Below are 14,652 nucleotides of genomic sequence, written 5' to 3'. Positions count from 1 at the left end.
AGCGTACGGCAACGAGGCGGATATTCACTGATTAATTCGCGAAGGGATTCAATATGTATCAAATAGTTGATACATTAATGGCCATGAGCCAGATCCCGGCGAGCGCCATATCCATCGCTTTCGTTGGCGCAGTCATATACCTGTGGTTGCGCTCCGTGGCGCATCGGCGTGAGGCACCGGCTATCGTCCGCGCCCAGTCGCACTCATTCTGGTGCGCATTGATCGCATTCTTCGCTTCGACTTCGTGGGATCTGCCTCAGACGTGGCGCATTCCCATGAACGGGACCGATTCGAGTTCGGTTTTCGCTGCAGCTCTCTCGCCGGGAATCTGGATTCTTCTCGTTTACCTCATTGGCTTGTTCACCTGGCCCAAGGAACTCCAGCCGGTGCGCACCGCCTCACTGGAGGCGCGCACCCTGGCGACGCCGTTCCCGAAGTCCCTGGGGATTTTCGTCGCGCTGTTGCTGCTGACCGCGGTGGGATTGCTGTGGCCTGCTTCCCGCGTCGAAGGGAGCGTTGGCATCCCAGAGTCGGAAACCACTATGTTCGATTCTGATGGCAGCTACTCCTACACCTCTGCGGGCCCAACCGATGGCCTGCTGCCCGGAAACCAAATGCTCCCGGTCTTCATCGTGGCTCTGGCAGGTATCGTCGTGGCCGCCGGGGTGATTGCAGCAGTGATCCTGAACCGGCGCCCCTTGGCCGGCATCACCGCCGAAGACAACCAGGCCTTGCGCACGGTATGGCTCAACCGGTTGCTGCGCAATACCGGTATCGTGCTGCTGGCATTTTGCGTATCGGTGGCCAATTACTCGCAAGGCTATTCAACCGGTGGACCGTACGAGTTATTGAACTATGGCGCCCTTGCGGTGGCTCTTACGCTGTTCTTCTGGGGTCCGCGCACCACATTCTCGGCTCACTCCACCACCAGGGAACGGACCGCCTTCTCGCGCTTGCGAGATCAGCTCTTCGCATTGCAATACACCACGGCTACCCTTGCATTGCTCGCCGTTGCCATCGGCTGGTCATTCCTGCCCGTGGATGAGGAATTCCGGATGCCGACCAATGAACGAACTACGTGGATCCTGGTGCTCTTTGCCGGTGCGGCATTGCTCTACATCGTGCTCAATACGCTGTATCTGGGCTACGCCAGCAGGGTGGCTCGGCAGGCGAGTGCAGCACCAAAGCATCATGCACCCCTGCCCTTGTGGTCCTACATCGCCGCTGGCTTGCTGGTTGCCATCTGCGCTTACCTGCTATTGGATCCACCGCTGGAGACGCTTTGGGGGTTCGCTCCTCCGAACCGGGGACTAGTCATCGGGCTGTTGCTGCTGCTTGCGGCGGCGCATATGGGCTTCACCTGGTTCTCCCGCCGGGCAATTATTCCCTGGGCAGTCTCGCCAGCCGAGGAAATCTGGTATCGCCGGGTTCTGGAGCTGCGTTCGATGCGCGTTGCCACCAGCGCTGTGCTTGCCATGCTGCTGATTGGCTACGGATTCCCGGCGGGCCTGGGGCTGTTTGCACTTCTGGTCTTCGTTGTCCCAGCGGTGATTTTCCTGGAGCGTCCTGGTACCGCGATGGTGCGTGCACAGCAGCCGACAGCAGCATCATGAGCACACAAATCAGTGTCGACCTCGCGGCGGCCACTGCACCCTACGAGCAGATCCGCTTGCAGATCGCCTCGCTGATCACCCTGGGAGAATTGCCCGCAGGCAGCAAGCTGCCCACCGTGCGCGCACTGGCCACCGACCTCGGCGTTGCTGCCGGAACGGTAGCGCGCGCCTACAAGGAACTGGAAGCCGAAGGTCTGATCACCTCCCGGCGGCGGGCCGGCACAGTGGTCAACGAACGGCTTCGGCCGGTGGATGCCAGCGAAGACCTGCTGGCCGCGGTGGATCACCTCTGGGCGCTGGCAGCCGCCCAGCAGGTCGATGCGGCCACGCTCAAGGCCTTGGTGGCGCGGCGCGAGCGTAAGTAACTTGTCCTCGGAACCGCTTGTGCGTACGCTCTATGGCAGTGACACGGGGTGTCGGAACAACCGACTGAGATGAGACCCGTTGAACCTGATCTAGTTCACGCTAGCGGAGGGATGTCGCATGGCTTTGCATGCAGTTGCCCAAGAATACCGGCAACAATCACCTTTGGTTTTCTGCCTGACCAACACCGTCGTAGCAAATTTCACCGCCAATGTCCTGCTGGCATCCGGCGCGTCCCCGGCCATGACGGATCTGCCCGGAGAGGCCGGCCCCTTCGCAAAGGCGGCTTCCGCCGTCTTGGTGAATCTGGGAACTCCAAGCACCGAGCAGCTGGCCGCCATGGAAGAAGCCGTGCAATCGGCGAGCGCAGCAGGCACCCCGTGGATCCTTGATCCGGTAGCGGTCGGCGCCCTGCCGGTGCGCACGGATTTCGCGCGGCGCATTGCCAGGCAACGCCCGGCCCTGATTCGCGGCAACGCCTCGGAAATCCTGGCCCTGGCCGGACGGCAATCGGTTTCACGCGGTGTCGATGCCTTGGATGACGTCTCTGCCGCCTTGGCGGCTGGACGCGAGCTGGCCCAGCAGCATGACTGCGTGGTGGCCATTTCCGGCCAGTCCGATGCCATCATCGATGCCGCGCGGACAGTCCTGGTGCACACCAACGGCATCGGCTTGACGCGGATCACCGGCGGCGGCTGCGCGTTGGGCGCGTTCTGCGCCGGCATGATTGCGGTCCACAATGACCCGTTCGAGGCCGCCATCGCGGCCCACGGCTTCTACGGGCTGGCCGCCGAAAAGGCCCTGGAGAACAGCACAGGTCCGGGCAGCTTCGCCGTCGCATTCATTGATGCGCTGTCCGCAACCGATCCAGAAGAACTTAAGACTTTGAAGCACGAGGAACTGAACCATGCATGATTACGGAGCCTACCTAGTAGCCAATACTGCCAGCTGCACCCCGCGCAGCACCCTGGAAGTGATCGAAAGCGCCGTCGCCGGAGGAATCCAGTGGATCCAGCTGCGCGCCAAGGATGAAACCGCCCGGGAATTCTTCGAGCTGGCCTGCGCGGCCGCCAAGCTCACCGAGGGCAAGGCCCAGTTGCTGATCAATGACCGCATCGACGTCTACCTCGCGGCGCGGGCTGCCGGTGCAGCCGTGAACGGCATCCATATCGGGCAGAAGGATGTGCCGGTGCAGTTGGCCCGGCAGATCATCGGCGAAGGCGTCATCGGACTGAGCGCTTCCAGCGATGAGCAACTGTCCCAGGCGAACAAGGACGCCGCGGTCATCGACTATCTCGGTGTGGGGGCCGTCCGCGCCACCCCGACGAAGAAGGACCATCCCACTCCCCTGGGCCTCGACGGCTTTGCGCGTGCCACGACGTTGGCCTCGCTGCCCTGCGTGGCAATCGGCGCCATTACCCACGAGGACGCGGCAGCCATCCGTGCCGGCGGCGGAGCGGGCATGGCAGTGGTCCGCGCCATCTGCAATGCAGAGGATCCGCAGCAGGCCAGCGCGCAGCTCGTTTCGGCATGGGAGGCCGCCAAATGAACATCTTGTCCATTGCAGGATCCGATCCTTCCGGTGGCGCCGGAATCCAGGCGGATCTGAAGGCCATTGCCGCCAACGGCGGCTACGGAATGTGCGTGATCACCGCCTTGACCGCGCAGAACACCCATGGGGTGTCCGGGGTGCAGGCGATCAGCGGCGATTTCGTCCTCGCCCAGCTTGAAGCCATCAGCGCGGATATCCGCATCGATGCAATCAAGATCGGGATGCTCGCCAACGCCGAGGTGATCCGCGCAGTCACCGGCTGGCTGGACACCGTGGATGCTCCGGTAGTCCTGGACCCGGTCATGGTGGCCACCAGCGGAGACCGCCTGCTCGATGGCGAAGCGGCGCTCGATTCGCTGCTGGACCGGGCCACGGTGATCACCCCGAACCTGCTGGAACTGGCCAGCCTGCTGCGCGAGCCGGTAGCCGCATCATGGGACGAGGTGCTGCGCCAGGCCCAGCGCCTGGCGGCCAAGCACGAGGCCCTGGTGCTGGCCAAGGGCGGGCATCTGGCCGGGGCGGACTGCCCCGACGCGCTGGTAGCAGCGGACGGGGTGCTCTGCGAGCTGCACGGTGCGCGCCATGCCACCAAGAACACCCACGGCACCGGCTGCACCCTCTCCAGCGCCCTGGCCACCCGCTTCGCGGCCACCGGAGACTGGACCGCCGCGTTGGAGCAGTCCAAGGCGTATCTGTCGGCGGCAATTGCGGCGGCCGACCAGCTGCAGGTGGGTAGCGGGCACGGCCCGGTCAACCACTTCGCCGGGTTCTTCGCCGGCGCTGATCCGATGAACGGCTGGTGGGAGGACATCGCGGACCTGCGTGCGGGCATCGACGAGCTGGCGTTCATCATGCAGCTGGCCGACGGCAGCCTGGAACGCGAGAAGTTCGAGTACTACCTGGCCCAGGACGCCCTGTACCTGCAGCGCTACGCCCAGGTGCTGGCGCAGGCCAGCGCGCTGGCCCCGGACCTGGATGCGCAGCGCTTCTGGGCCAAGGGCGCCGGGCAGATCCTCGAGGGCGAGCTGCAGCTGCACCGCAGCCACCTGGTGGAAGGGCTGGCGAACCCTTCGGCGACCACGCTGAACTACGTGAACCACCTGTCCTCCTGCACCGGCAGCTATGCGGAGCTGATCGCCGCAATCCTGCCGTGCTACTGGCTCTACCAGGACATCGGCAAGCGGCTGGCGGCGGCCAACCATGCCGGGCACCCCTACGGCGACTGGCTGGAGACCTATTCCTCCCCGGAATTCGACGAGGCCACCGCCCAGGCGATCGAGATGGTGCGCACCGCGTGGACGCTGGCCGACCCGGCGCTGCGCGAGAAAATGCGCCAGGCGTTCCTGCGTTCCAGCGAGCACGAGCTGGCGTTCTTCGCGCAGGCCCACGAGAACCGAGTAGAATTCTCTACGGCCTGAAACCCGCAGGGCCGGGAAGAGGAATCATGAGTTGGAGCATCCACGGCAACGGCAAGACCATCACCGAAGGCGAGGTAGTTGCCCCGGATGAGCGGCTGCATTGGCCGCAGACCGTTTCCATCGGCGCCCAGCACATCCTGGCGATGTTCGGCGCCACCATCCTGGTTCCGACGCTGACCGGATTCCCGGTGACCACCACCTTGCTGTTCACCGGCTTGGCCACCATCATCTTCCTGCTGATGACCAGGAACAAGGTGCCCAGCTACCTGGGTTCCTCCTTTGCCCTGATCGCCCCGGTGGTCGCGACCACCGGGTCGCACAGCATGTCCGGCGCCCTGGGCGGCATCGTGATGACCGGCGTGCTGCTGTTCATCGTCGGTCTGATCGTGCAGAAGACCGGCACCGGCTGGATCCACGCGCTGATGCCGCCGGTGGTCATGGGCACCATTGTTGCGCTGATCGGCCTGAACCTGGCCAGCGCCACCCTGGCCCCGATGAAGGACTTCCCGCTGACCACCTTCCTCACGGTGATCTTCACCGTGGTGGCCACGGTGGCCTTCAAGGGCCTGCTGGGCCGGCTCTCGATCCTTGTCGGCTTGGTCTGCGGCTACCTGGTGGCGCTGGCCCAGGGCCAGGTGGACTTCTCCAAGGTGGGCGACGCCGCATGGTTCGGCCTGCCCGAGTTCCACACCCCGACCTTCCATTTCGATACCGCGCTGATGTTCCTGCCTGCGGTCTTCGTGCTGATCGCCGAGAATATCGGCCATGTGCGCACCGTGGGCGTGATGACCGGCCGCGACCTGTCGGCGTTCAACGGACGGGCGCTGATGGCTGATGGCGCCGCCAGCGTGCTCGCCGGCTTCGGCGGCGGCTCGGCGACCACCACCTACGCCGAGAACATCGGCGTCATGGCCGCCTCGCGCGTGTACTCCACCGCCGCCTACTGGATCGCCGCGATCGTGGCCATGTCCCTGGCCTTCCTGCCGAAGTTCGGCGCCTTGATCGGCACCATTCCGGTGGGCGTGATCGGCGGCCTGGGCATCGTGCTCTACGGCATGATCGGCATCGTCGGCGCGCGCCTGTGGATCGAGGCCAAGGTGGACTTCGGCAATCCGATCAACCTGATGACCGCCGGCACCGGCCTGATCATCGCGATCGCGGTGACCAGCGAAATCGCTTTCGGCCAGTTCCAGCTCGGCGGCATCGCCCTGGGCTCGATCGCCACGCTGGTGGTCTTCCACCTGATGAGTGCCGTGGCCAAGCTGCGCGGCAACGACTTGGCCGACGCGCAGAAGAGCGCGGAAATCTAGCAAGAAATATTTCGGCAGGCCGGCAGTGCGCGTTAGCGCACTGCCGGCCTGCCTTTTTGTACGGGAATTTCCGGGCTGGTCAGGCGTGAAGCAAAACGGTTGTTTAGGCCACGCAAATCGTTAAAGTAAGGAATCCTTCCAAATTGTGATTGATCTCCCAAGAAAATTCGGAAAATCTGGATTCTGCGGCGCTCGAATCCGATAGCATGGCACATTGTGACTGCGACAACACCAGACGGAAAACTCTCCGCGCGACTCATCTTCATCGCCCTCGGGGCGGCCTTGGGCGGGTTCGTTTTCGGATATGACTCATCGATCGTCAACGGCACCGTGGACGCCGTCGAGCACGAATTCGGGCTCAACGCGGTAACCATCGGCTTCACCGTTTCCTGCGCCCTGCTCGGCGCGGCACTGGGAGCATGGGTGGCCGGCCTGGTCTCCGAACGCGTGGGACGCGTGCGCACCATGCTCATCGCCTCCATCCTGCTGGCCGCATCGGCCCTCGGCTGCGGCCTGTGCTTCGGCGTGGCCGACCTGATCATCTGGCGCATCGTCGGCGGCATCGGCGTGGGCTTCGCCTCGGTGATCGCCCCTGCCTACATCGCCGAGGTCTCCCCCGCCGCGCACCGCGGACGCCTTGGCACCATGCAGCAGATGGCCATCGTGCTGGGCATCTTCGTGGCCTTCCTGGTCAGCGCGCTGCTGGTCTTCGTGATGGGCTCGGCAGATGCCGTCGGCCTATTCGGCTTGGCCGCCTGGCGCTGGATGTACCTGTCGCTGCTGGTTCCAGCGGCGCTCTACGGCCTGCTCTCACTGCGGCTTCCGGAATCCCCGCGCTATCTGGTCGAGCGCGGCCGCTATGTCGAGGCAGCTGCCGTGCTGACCCGCGATATGGGCATGAAGGCCGGAGCCGATACCGAGAAGAAGATCGAGGAGATCCGCGCCACCGTGCACATCGAGCGGCGCCAGGCTTTCAAGGACCTGCTGGGACGCTTCGGCTTCCACCCGCTGGTGTGGGTCGGCATCCTGCTCTCGGTCTTCCAGCAGTTCGTCGGCATCAACGTGATCTTCTACTACTCCACCACGCTGTGGAAGTCCGTCGGCTTTGCCGAATCGGACTCCTTCACGATTTCGCTGATCACCTCGGTGACCAACGTGATGGCAACAATCGTGGCGGTGCTGCTGATCGACGTGCTGGGACGCAAGCTGCTGCTCGCCATCGGCTCGGCCATCATGACCTTGTCGCTGGGCATGATGGCGGTGGCCTTCGCCCAGTCGGTCACCATCGACGGCGCCGTGTCGCTGCCGGGCAGCTGGGGCATTATCGCCCTGGTCTCGGCGAACCTGTTCGTCGTCGGCTTCGGCGCCACCTGGGGTCCGGCCGTATGGGTCTTGCTCGGCGAGATCTTCCCGAACTCGATCCGCGCCATGGCCCTGGGCGTGGCAGCCGCGGCGCAGTGGATCGCCAACTTCGCGGTCTCAACCACCTTCCCCGCGCTGGCCGAGGCTGGCCTGGCACTGGCCTACGGAATCTACGCGGGCTTCGCGCTGCTGTCGCTGATCTTCGTGATCTTCCTGGTCAAGGAAACCAAGGGGCGCCAGCTGGAGGAGATGACCCTCTAGGCATCCCTGGCGGTGAACCGTGCGCGTCGCGCACCAGGAGGCGAGAACCCAAACCGGGTTCTTGCCTCCTTTGCATTCCGCGCCGCCTACCAGGCCTTGTTGGGCACCTCCGCGCCGGCCTCCCGTTGCAGCGAGAGGACATGCTCCAGGCTTGGCCTGCCTTCCAGCAGCGGGCCCTGTCCGGCGAGCGCAACGCTGATAGCTTGCCCTGGCTGCAGGTCGACCTGCTGGCCGCGCACCCAGATCGGACGCGAGAATTCCCCATGCAGGGTGAACTCGATGGCTTCGGGGCGCAAGCATACAGAAATCCGCATGCCCCGCCACCCCAGGTTGAAACGCAGGGCCCGGAATCTCTCCGGGAGCCGCGGATCGAAGCGCAGCCGGTCGTCATCGTCGCGCAGCCCGGCAAAGCCGTAGACCAGCGCCGACCAGACCCCGCCGGTCGACGCCACGTGCACGCCGTCAGCGGTGTTGCCGTGCAGGTTCTGGAGATCCACGTTCAGCGCATGCTCGAAGTACTCCCAGGCGAGATCCCGGTACCCCACCTCCGCGGCGAGGATCGACTGCACCGTGGCAGAGAGCGTCGAGTCTCCCGTGGTCAGCGGATCGTAGTAGTTGAAGTCGGCGAGCTTCTGCTCGTCAGTGAAATCGCTGGACCGCAGCCAGAGCGCCAGCACCGCGTCGGCCTGCTTGATCACCTGGAAGCGGTAGATCACCAACGGGTGGTAGTGCAGCAGCAACGGCCGCTTATCCGCACCGGTATTAGCCAGGTCCCAGACTTCGCGGTTCAGGAAGTGCTCGTCCTGCGGGTGGATTCCGACAGCTTCCGAATACGGGATGTGCATGCAGTCGGCAGCCTTGAGCCACAGCTCGAGCTCCTCGTCTTCCAGCGCGTGCCGGCTGGCCAGTTCCGCGTACTCGCGCGGATGCTCCTGGGCCATTTCGGAGAGCAGCTGGGCGCTGCGGCGCAGATTGAAGCGCGCCATGACATTGGTGTAGAGGTTGTCGTTGACCACCGCCGTGTACTCATCGGGCCCGGTGACCCCATGGATGTGGAAGCGCTCGTTGCCCGGCTCGCCGCGCCAGAACCCCAGCGAAGCCCACATGCGCGCGGTGCCCACGAGGATCTCGGCCCCGCCGGCCAGCAGGAATTCGTCGTCCTCCATGACCCCGAGGTACCGGTTGAGCGAATACACCACGTCGGCGTTGATATGGTACTGCGCCGTACCCGCCGGATAATAGGCGCTGGCTTCCTCGCCGTTGATCGTGCGCCAGGGGAAGAGCAGGCCTTCCTCGTTCATGGTCCGCGCCCGCCGGGTCGCTGCCGGAATCATCGAGACCCTGGCGCGCAGCGTATTGCGCGCCCATTGCTGGTTCGTGTAGGTCAAGAACGGCATCACATAGATCTCGGTATCCCAGAAGTAATGCCCGGAATAGCCGTTGCCGCTCACGCCCTTGGCGCTGATGCCCAGTCCGTCGGCCCGGCCGGCGGCCTGGGCGAGCTGGAACAGGTTCCAGCGGATCTTGCGCTGCAGCTCGGGCTCATCGGTATCCACCTGCACATCGCTGCGTTCCCAGTAATCAGCCATGAAGCGGCGCTGGGCGCGGAAGTGCTCATCGATCCCCAACGGCACCAGATGCTCCAAGGCCCGCTCCGAACGCAAGAGCATCTCCTGGGCCGGATGGCGCCGCGAGGAGTGGTAGACCGCGAACTTGGAAACGCGCACGCCTTGCCCGGCGTCCAGCCTGGCGCTGATCACTTCATCCGCGCGGTCATCGCGTACCTTGCGGTCCACGGACAGTTCTGCCTGCGTCCCGCCGGTGGCTGACACCTCGTGCTGGACCATTGCCGCTACCGACATCCCCGATCCGAGGACCTCGTAGGAGATGCCCAGCCGCGGCCCATCGCTGTGGATGCCGGCAGGGTGCAGCGGATTGGCACGGACCGTCTCGCTTTTGCGCGGGTCAACGGGGCCCAAGGCATCGGCTTCCTGCGGGGACGCCACCTGGCGGCTGGAAGGATACCCGATCACCGAGGACTGGATCAGCACCTGGGCCGGGGCATCAAGCAGGCGCACATGCACGTCCTGCAGCGCCAGATGGCGATCGGTGAAGGAGATCATCGAGCGCGCGGTGACGGCCACGCGGTGGCCTTCTGCAGTTCGCCACAGGGTGTGCGCGGTCAGCGTCCCGTCAAGGAAATCCAGGCGCAGTTCGTCACGAACCATCTCGGTGCGGCCGACTTCCAGGGCCTCGTCATTGATGAAGACGCGCATGGTGCGGAAATCTGGGGCGCTGATCATGGTCTGGCCGGTTTCAGCCAGCCCGAAGGCGCTCTCGGCATGGCGTATTTCCCAGGTCTCATGCAGCCCGTTGATGAAGGTGCCGCCGGCCTGGTCCCCCAAGCCCAGTTGCGCCGCCCGCGCGCCAAGGAAGCCGTTGCCCAGGGAGAACACCGTGTCCTCGGCGCCGCCGCTTTCGCGCTGGTTCCCGCGCCACAGCGACCAGGAGTCTTCTTCCCAGGCCTTGGCGTCATGCTCGGAGACCAGCTCGGACAGGTCATGGACCACGAAATGGGCGCCGGCGTCCAGCAGGGCCGCCTCGTTGTCTTCACGGGCCACGCCGATGACGCCGAAGCCTCCGGCACGCGCCGCGCTCACCCCGCTGGTGGCGTCCTCGATGACTGCGCATTCCTCCGGACGCCAGCCCAGATCCGCGGCGGCGGCCAGGAACGTGTCCGGGGCCGGCTTGCCTGCAAGCTGGCGTGCAGCGGCTTCCTGCCCGCCCATCACCAGCGGGAAATGGCCAGCCAATCCGGCGGCAGCCAGAACCATCCGCGCATTGCGCGAGGAAGACACCACCGCGACGTCCAGCCCGGCCTCCAGCACCTGCTGCAGGAAGGCCACGGAACCGGCGTAGGGGTCGATCCCGTCGCGTTGCAGCACCTGCGTGAACTTCTCATTCTTCATGTTCCCCAGGGCGCAGATGCTGTCCTCGCCGGGCTGATCGCTTTCCTCGCCGCGCGGCAACTGGATGCCGCGGGATTCGAGGATGGCGGCCACCGCGTCATAGCGCGGACGGCCGTCAAGCAGGTTGAAGTAGTCCGCGGTCGTGTACGGTGCCACGCCCGGGTGCTTGTCGAAAAAGCCGGTGAAAAGTTCTTCCCACGCCTTGCGATGCAGCAGCGCGGTCGGGGTGATCACGCCATCCAGATCGAAGAGGACGGCCTTGTAATCACGATGTCGGTACTCAGGACGAAAAGCGTTCACAATCGAAATCCTTCGAAAGAGGAGCGTATTACTGGCCGTAGTCCTTACCGTAGCAACTCAACGCGCTTGCTTCGACATACTACGATAAGAATGTGGCTCAGTGGATAGATGCATGGAATAGCGATGACTGGCGTGAGGCTACCGCCGAATGGATCGACGCTGCGTGCGAGGCCTACGGCATCGCGCGCACCGCAGGACCTGACTTCTGGCCTGCCGATCTGCACCAGATCCAGGCAACGGTGCAGACCGATGCCGCCGACCTGATCTTCAGCGCCAACGCTCCGGGGCTGGCCTCCGAGCCGGCCACCACGGTCGTTGCCGGCCAGCTGCTGCCCGACCGCGTGGTGATGCCGTTGGCCATCGACCGGATCGCCGGTTACATGCTCAGCCCGGACTACGGGCACACCCTGGCGGACCTGGGCGATTCGGTGGAGAACTGGGAGCTGGCCATGGCCTCGCTCGGCTCCTTCCAGGTCGCGCTGATGGGCCACGAGGACGAATTCTTCGATTCCGGGGTCACCGTGGTTGACCCGCAGTTCCTGCCCGAGCAGTACGAGCAGGCGCTGATGATGCACGTGTCATTGGACCCCTCCCACCCGCTGTACCTGGATGGTTCCAGCGCGGATAACCTGGTCTCGCATCTGGGTGCGCTGAAGAAGGCCACCGACGCCCTGCATGCCGGTGCGGTGCCGCTGAGCATCGAGCACGGCAACTTCGACTTGTCGCAGGTCGTGGTGCCAAGCGAAACCGGAGAGCACGGCCGCATCCTGAATCTGGGCTCCGCGCATTGGGCGCACCCCTTCTCCTCGCTGAACACTCCGCTGGCCGCCATGTGCGAGGCGTGGGATTGCGAAACCGGCGACGAGCGCGTGATGAAGGTGCTCTTCGCGTACCTGGACCAGTTCTCCGACTACGGCTCGCCCGATGAGCTCTACGACCTGATCAATCCGGCCTGCCTGGTTGCGCCGCTCTCGCAGCACGAGACCTGGCTGCGCCTGCTCTTGGATGCCAGCGACGATCACCTGCAGGAGCATGCCCCGGCCGTGCTGGGTACCCTGGATATCTCCTAGGGCATATTTCCCAGGCTCGGTTCAGGAGCCGAGAACCCGTACCAGCAAGGCCGCGTCATCGCTCATGATGGCGTCGGCCTTGCGGTCCATCAGCAGCCGCATGGTCGGCTCGTCATCGATGACCCAGACATGCACCTGCGCGCCGGCGCGGTGGACCGCCTTGATGAAGCGGCGCGTCGCCACCGGCAAGATGCCCTGCTTCAGCGGCACCTGGACTGCCCAGTAGTCCGCCAGCAGGCGCTTCGGAACCCAGCCCAGCAGGTGGGCGCACAGCCAGATGGCAACCATTTCGCGTTGCCCCGGCGAGCGCCGGATCGGCGCGGAGAGCAGGTGGCCCACCGCGGCGCTGCGCGCCGTGGAGAAGGATGCCAGGGCAATCTGCCCGTGGGCTTTCCGTCGCTCGATGAGCTCGGCCAGCGGCCCGATCACGTGCTCGTCCTTGACGTCCAGGTTCAGCGTGGCGTGCCCAAAGGCATCAAGCAGCTCGTCAAGCGTGCACAGCGGCTGCCCGCCTGCGCGGACCTCTGCCAGCTGTGCGTCGGTGAAGCCGTTGAAATTCCCGCTGGCGTCGGTGACCCGATCCAAGGTGTGGTCGTGGAAGAGGTAGACGGTGCCATCCGCCGAGGCGTGCACGTCCGATTCGAAGTGGGTGATGCCCAGTTCCGCGGCGCGCTGGAAGGCGAGCAGCGTATTCTCCTCGTTCCCTGTGCGCACCCCTCGGTGCGAAAAGGCGTAGGTCATTTCAGCAGGTCCTCGATGACTTGGGCTACCCCGTCCTCGGCCAGCGAGGGCGCGCGGAATCGGGCGGAGGCCAGCGTGGTGGGGTGCCCGGAGGACATCGCGTAGCCGTGGCCCGCGTATTCGAGCATTTCGATGTCATTGGGCATGTCGCCGAAGGCCATCACCTCGTCGGCGGCAATGCCCAGGCGCTGGCAGTACTCATGCAGCGTGGTGGCCTTGTGGATATCCACATGCGCCATTTCCAGCAGGGACACGTCGAAGGCCGAATGGGTCACCGAAACCAGTTGGGCCAGCTGCGGCCCGGCCGAGGCATAGAACTTGTCGATCGGCAGGTGCGGGGAGCGGGCAAGGAACTTCACGATGCCCTCGGAATCAATGGAGTCGCTGGTCAGATCCAGCACCGCCTGCACGCCGAAGTTGTGGTGGCGGTCGGCGAATCCATCGCCCAGGTGCAGCCCCTTGGTGGTCTCCGCGGCGAAGGCCGCCTTCGGTTCCAGCTCCAGGATGATTTCGCTCGCCTTGCGCGCGGTGGCCGCGCTGAGCGTGCGCGACCAGATCACCTCATCCTGCTCCAGGTCGTAGAGCACCGCGCCATTGGAGCAGATGACCTTGCCCATCCCGCCGAAGGCCTCGATGATCGGGGTGAGCCAGCGGAAGGGGCGTCCGGTGACGAAGACAATCTGGATGCCGGACTCGCGGGCCTCGATGAAAGCGCGCTTGGTCCGCTCGGAAATGGTGCCGTCCTTGGCGACGATGGTGCCGTCGAGGTCCGACGCGATCAGCTTGATCATCTACAGCTCCTGGCGGCGCGGCGGATTCGCTCCGGCACGCTGCACGGTCACCGCGGCGGCCATGGCCGCGAATTCCAGGGCCTGGGACAACTCGCCAATCTGCAGCTGGTTCAGCTTCTCCCGGTTGGCCGCGCCAATCAGTCCGTGCTCGGCCAGCCAGCACAGCAGCGCCGCGGTGAACGTGTCGCCGGCCCCCACAGTATCGGTCACCTCGACCGAGGGAGCAGTGAATTCGGCGTCGCCGGCGCGGACCACTCCCCAGGAGCCGCGCGAGCCTGCGGTGGAAACCACGATCGCCGGACCCATGTCCAGCCAGGCCCGAGCCGAGTCCTGGACCGAGCGCATCGGGTACAGCCACTTCAAATCGATGCCGGAAACCCGCACCACGTCGGCCTGGCCGACGAAGCGCTCGACCTCGGCGACGGTCTGCGCATGGTTGGTCACCAGCGACGGGCGCAGGTTCGGGTCGTAGCTGATGGTGGCGTGGGTGCGCGCCGCCGAGAGCAGCGGGAGCAGCTCTTCGGGGCTGAACAGGGTGGCGATGGAGCCGGTGTGCACCAGCTCGGCGTCCTGGGCCAGCTCCGGACCGATGGTCGGCATCTGCCAGTAGGCATTGAACGCGAAGGCCGCGCCGCCGGCCGGGTCGAGGATGCCGTGGGCGATGACGGTGGCCTGGTCGTCGGCCCCGCCCAGGTAGGCCACGTTGTTCTCCTGCAGGTACTGCTCGATCTTCCGGCCCTTGTCATCGGCGCCCCAGCGGGAGATCAGGGTCCCCGGGTAGCCCAGCCGGGAGAGCGCCACCGCGACGTTCAGCGGGCTGCCCCCGACGAACTCCTGGGCTGGGGCAATGCCGGAGGCCAGGACGTCAACGAGGGCCTCGCCGATCACCGTCGGGTTCATGC

The 14,652-nt window shown here is 65.2% G+C and carries 12 protein-coding genes and 1 riboswitch; of the genes, 8 read left to right on the top strand and 4 right to left on the bottom strand.

Translation table 11 applies throughout. The annotated features are described in order from the left end of the window. The first annotated feature begins 53 nt into the window (after positions 1 to 53). From F0M17_RS00260 to F0M17_RS00230, 7 genes are all read left to right on the top strand, one after another. Positions 54 to 1,613, top strand: coding sequence for a hypothetical protein (locus F0M17_RS00260; protein ID WP_210416675.1), 1,560 nt, complete (start codon positions 54 to 56; stop codon positions 1,611 to 1,613). Continuing rightward, on the top strand, positions 1,610 to 1,978 hold the full coding sequence (locus tag F0M17_RS00255; RefSeq protein ID WP_038992686.1) for a GntR family transcriptional regulator: 369 nt from the start codon (positions 1,610 to 1,612) through the stop codon (positions 1,976 to 1,978). The genes F0M17_RS00260 and F0M17_RS00255 overlap by 4 nt, the downstream gene beginning before the upstream one ends. A 34-nt stretch (positions 1,979 to 2,012) precedes the next feature. Beyond that, positions 2,013 to 2,107: riboswitch (TPP riboswitch) on the top strand. Further along, a complete protein-coding gene (gene thiM / locus F0M17_RS00250) occupies positions 2,097 to 2,891 on the top strand; it encodes a hydroxyethylthiazole kinase (protein WP_149596083.1) in 795 nt (264 codons plus the stop codon). (Overlaps the previous riboswitch by 11 nt.) Further along, positions 2,884 to 3,525, top strand: coding sequence for a thiamine phosphate synthase (gene thiE, locus F0M17_RS00245; protein WP_149596082.1), 642 nt, complete (start codon positions 2,884 to 2,886; stop codon positions 3,523 to 3,525). The genes thiM and thiE overlap by 8 nt, the downstream gene beginning before the upstream one ends. Further along, positions 3,522 to 4,946 carry a bifunctional hydroxymethylpyrimidine kinase/phosphomethylpyrimidine kinase gene (gene thiD, locus F0M17_RS00240; protein WP_149596081.1) on the top strand — a complete coding sequence of 475 codons (1,425 nt, stop codon included), beginning with the start codon at positions 3,522 to 3,524 and terminating at the stop codon, positions 4,944 to 4,946. Before thiE ends, thiD begins: the two co-directional genes overlap by 4 nt. A gap of 26 nt (positions 4,947 to 4,972) precedes the next feature. Then, a complete protein-coding gene (locus tag F0M17_RS00235) occupies positions 4,973 to 6,256 on the top strand; it encodes a uracil-xanthine permease family protein (protein ID WP_149596080.1) in 1,284 nt (427 codons plus the stop codon). Positions 6,257 to 6,472: 216 nt separating this feature from the next. Beyond that, positions 6,473 to 7,879, top strand: coding sequence for a sugar porter family MFS transporter (locus F0M17_RS00230; protein ID WP_149596079.1), 1,407 nt, complete (start codon positions 6,473 to 6,475; stop codon positions 7,877 to 7,879). Between the two features lie 86 nt (positions 7,880 to 7,965). On the opposite strand, the gene F0M17_RS00225 is transcribed toward F0M17_RS00230, so the two are convergent. Further along, the gene (locus tag F0M17_RS00225) at positions 7,966 to 11,148 is read right to left on the bottom strand and encodes an HAD-IA family hydrolase (RefSeq protein WP_149596078.1); all 3,183 of its coding nucleotides are present in this window, start codon (positions 11,146 to 11,148) and stop codon (positions 7,966 to 7,968) included. A 92-nt stretch (positions 11,149 to 11,240) separates the two neighbouring features. Between F0M17_RS00225 and F0M17_RS00220 the strand changes: the two genes are divergently transcribed. Beyond that, complete coding sequence (locus F0M17_RS00220; RefSeq protein ID WP_038992692.1) at positions 11,241 to 12,218, top strand: hypothetical protein; 978 nt, start codon at positions 11,241 to 11,243, stop codon at positions 12,216 to 12,218. A 21-nt stretch (positions 12,219 to 12,239) separates the two neighbouring features. Here the strand turns inward: F0M17_RS00220 and F0M17_RS00215 are convergent, their stop codons facing one another. Genes F0M17_RS00215 through F0M17_RS00205 form a run of 3 tightly spaced genes read right to left on the bottom strand, consistent with a single transcriptional unit; the run spans position 12,240 to position 14,650 of the window. Beyond that, positions 12,240 to 12,959, bottom strand: a complete 720-nt coding sequence (locus F0M17_RS00215) for a glycerophosphodiester phosphodiesterase family protein (protein WP_149596077.1) — start codon at positions 12,957 to 12,959, stop codon at positions 12,240 to 12,242. Then, positions 12,956 to 13,750: an HAD family hydrolase gene (locus F0M17_RS00210; RefSeq protein ID WP_121865889.1), complete on the bottom strand. Its 795-nt coding sequence runs from the start codon at positions 13,748 to 13,750 to the stop codon at positions 12,956 to 12,958. Before F0M17_RS00210 ends, F0M17_RS00215 begins: the two co-directional genes overlap by 4 nt. Beyond that, on the bottom strand, positions 13,751 to 14,650 hold the full coding sequence (locus F0M17_RS00205) for a PfkB family carbohydrate kinase (protein ID WP_038992695.1): 900 nt from the start codon (positions 14,648 to 14,650) through the stop codon (positions 13,751 to 13,753). It lies immediately after the preceding gene. Positions 14,651 to 14,652 lie beyond the last annotated feature (2 nt).

The organism is Glutamicibacter sp. ZJUTW (genome assembly GCF_008370855.1).
Classification (GTDB): Bacteria; Actinomycetota; Actinomycetes; order Actinomycetales; family Micrococcaceae; genus Glutamicibacter; species Glutamicibacter nicotianae.
Note: the sequence above shows the minus strand (reverse complement) of the source record. Positions and strands in the feature narration are given on the sequence as shown.

Bases quoted from the DNA above. Each gene is read 5' to 3' on its own strand.
- F0M17_RS00260 (WP_210416675.1), top strand. From the start codon at position 54: ATGTATCAAATAGTTGATACATTAATGGCCATGAGCCAGATCCCGGCG.
- F0M17_RS00255 (WP_038992686.1), top strand. From the start codon at position 1,610: ATGAGCACACAAATCAGTGTCGACCTCGCGGCGGCCACTGCACCCTAC.
- thiM (WP_149596083.1), top strand. From the start codon at position 2,097: ATGGCTTTGCATGCAGTTGCCCAAGAATACCGGCAACAATCACCTTTG.
- thiE (WP_149596082.1), top strand. From the start codon at position 2,884: ATGCATGATTACGGAGCCTACCTAGTAGCCAATACTGCCAGCTGCACC.
- thiD (WP_149596081.1), top strand. From the start codon at position 3,522: ATGAACATCTTGTCCATTGCAGGATCCGATCCTTCCGGTGGCGCCGGA.
- F0M17_RS00235 (WP_149596080.1), top strand. From the start codon at position 4,973: ATGAGTTGGAGCATCCACGGCAACGGCAAGACCATCACCGAAGGCGAG.
- F0M17_RS00215 (WP_149596077.1), bottom strand. From the start codon at position 12,959: ATGACCTACGCCTTTTCGCACCGAGGGGTGCGCACAGGGAACGAGGAG.
- F0M17_RS00210 (WP_121865889.1), bottom strand. From the start codon at position 13,750: ATGATCAAGCTGATCGCGTCGGACCTCGACGGCACCATCGTCGCCAAG.
- F0M17_RS00205 (WP_038992695.1), bottom strand. From the start codon at position 14,650: ATGAACCCGACGGTGATCGGCGAGGCCCTCGTTGACGTCCTGGCCTCC.